General features: G+C 38.1%; 2 protein-coding genes. Both read right to left on the minus strand.

Going from position 1 to position 2,435, the window contains the following annotated elements:
• Window positions 1-71: 71 nt before the first annotated feature.
• Window positions 72-791 carry an IS21-like element helper ATPase IstB gene (istB, locus tag ADA01nite_RS21525; protein ID WP_096551537.1) on the minus strand — a complete coding sequence of 240 codons (720 nt, stop codon included), beginning with the start codon at window positions 789-791 and terminating at the stop codon, window positions 72-74.
• Window positions 779-2,296, minus strand: a complete 1,518-nt coding sequence (gene istA, locus ADA01nite_RS21530; protein WP_013401401.1) for an IS21 family transposase — start codon at window positions 2,294-2,296, stop codon at window positions 779-781. Before istA ends, istB begins: the two co-directional genes overlap by 13 nt.
• Window positions 2,297-2,435 lie beyond the last annotated feature (139 nt).

Raw genomic sequence — 2,435 nt, forward strand, 5'->3', positions numbered from 1 at the left:
TGTTTTTGGCAAGTAGAAAATGTATGAAATGGCAATTAAAAATGCATACATACACTTGCCAAATTCCATGGTTAACGTTGAGAGATTGAGTCTTTGTATCGGTGACTTTCACCATTGAAGATGATTAAATGAGAATGATGAATCAGCCGATCAATGACGGCCTCTGTTAAAATGGGATCGCCAAAGACATTATTCCATTGGCTAAATGGTAAATTGGTTGTCACAATGATGCTTTTGGTTTCATAACACATGGAAATAACTTGAAATAATAACTCTGCCCCCTGTTTATGCAATGGAATATAGCCCAATTCATCAAGAATCAAGAGATCCAACTTTTCGATTTGATTGAGAAATTTACCAAGGTTACCTTTTTCATTGGCCTCCAATAAAGCATTGACAATGGAGGCGGCCGTATAGAACTTCACTCTTTTTCCTTGTTTTTTCATCAAATTGAGGGCGATGAGAGTGGAAAGGAATGTTTTACCGGTTCCCACTCCGCCATAGAAGATAAGGTTTTCCTGATTTTTCGTAAACTCACCTTCTAAAATATAATCTTTTGTGATGCCTGGGGCTAGTTGAATCTCCCGCCAATCATAAGGTTTATTTGGAATTTTCGGCAATGTCGCCTGTTTTAGTAGTAAATTTATCCTTCTCTCATCTCGATGCTGCACTTCTCGTTCAAACAGCTTCAGTAAAAATTCCTCATTTGTTTCCGCATGGATGGTATGGTAATTGGCTGGAATCCAGCTTAATTTTAGTCTTTTGGCATATTCCTTAATCATTTGTTCCATGATGCCACATCTCCTTGGGATTCGAATAGGCGGTCATAATGCCTTACTCCTCGGATGGCTTCCGGCATATCTGGAACGTGTTTTTTCGGTTGAATTGGCTCTCGTATACCTCTTCCATTGATTAATTGATAAAATACCTGTTTAATCGATTCTACTTTCGGATGACCATACTGGGAGGCAATCCTCAAAGCCTGTGTCGAAACTTCGAAATCATGTTCTTTTAGTAAAACAGCTAGTAGTTGTAATGCTTCCTTCTTTTCTTGAACGGTACAATTGGAAAAATAATTTTTCCATTCTTCCGGCATCTTTTCATAGAAATCCGTATATTTTAATGCATTTGGCCTTTTGGCCATTAACGTAAGATATGGTTGCCATTTCATTGATTTTTGTTTTGTGCCATATAAACGCTCGTGCTTGATAATCAGCTCATGCTCTTCTGTTAAAATGGCAATCTCATGATAAGAGATCTTTGCCAAAACCTTTTGTTTGGCAAAACGGGGAGACGTGGAATATAAATTGTTTTCTAAATGGATGAAACCATACTTATCAGCCGTGACCTGCTCATATCGGACACATTCAAATTCTTTGGCTGGCAATTGAAGAAATAACGCTTGTTCTTCTTCAAATAATTCAGCGATGAGTCGCTCCTTCTCATAATGCGGACGATTCCAGTCCTTCTCACATTTCTCCCATAAAGATTCATTAAAACTTTCTAGTTGATAGATTGTTTGTTCAGGTAAAAAGAAATTGTTTCGAATATATTTCACCTTTGATTCGACATTCCCTTTTTCATTTCCGCTGGCTGGGTTGCAGAACTCGCATTCAAAGCCATAATGTAAAACGAATCGTTGAAATGTCTCTGTCAATTCTCTTTCTCCGTTTGGCAAGATCGTTTTTACTGCAGGGGAGAGATTATCAAAACGAATGACCCTTGGAACCCTTCCCATATAGTGAAAGATTCGTTTTAATCCTTCCAAGAAACATTCTTGATTTTGAGCTGGCATGACTTGCACATAGGCCGCATTACTGTAAGGGAATGAAACGACCAGGTAAGGAAAATCGACGTATTTCCCCTGATAGAGAAAAGGAGCTTCTCCAAAATCAACTTGAGCCGTTGCAGGTTTCGATTCTAAAGGTAACGCAGCTGGTTCACTTTGTTCGAGCAGTTCTTGTTTTCTTTTTGATACATAGAGCCGAACAGAACGATCTGAACCTGTAAATCCATATTCTTCTTTTAAGATTTCATACATTCGTTTCGCAGTTCTTCGATATTTTTTCTTCTTTGTCAAGTCCTCTTTAATCCATTGATCCAATATCGGTTTCACTGGATCCATCACTTTCGCTTTTCTCGTTTGTTTAACTTTTGAGGGATTGAAGTCTTCCATTTCCGCATACTTCTTCACTGTTCTTGGATCACGATTCATTCTTTTGGCAATATCGGAATAGGAACATCCTTTTTGGTTTGCTTCATATCTGATATAATGAATTTCAGCCACTGCTAACATCTCCTTGAATACCTCCCGTTGAACTGTTTTGTCCAACTAGGAGGGTAGTGTATTTGGGGAATGTTGGCAAGTGGTTTTTTGTTTTATAGGACCTGCATAAATTAATTGCCAAACGTTACATTTTTAGTTTGCCATAAAC

The sequence above is a fragment of the Aneurinibacillus danicus genome (assembly GCF_007991215.1).
GTDB lineage: Bacteria > Bacillota > Bacilli > Aneurinibacillales > Aneurinibacillaceae > Aneurinibacillus > Aneurinibacillus danicus.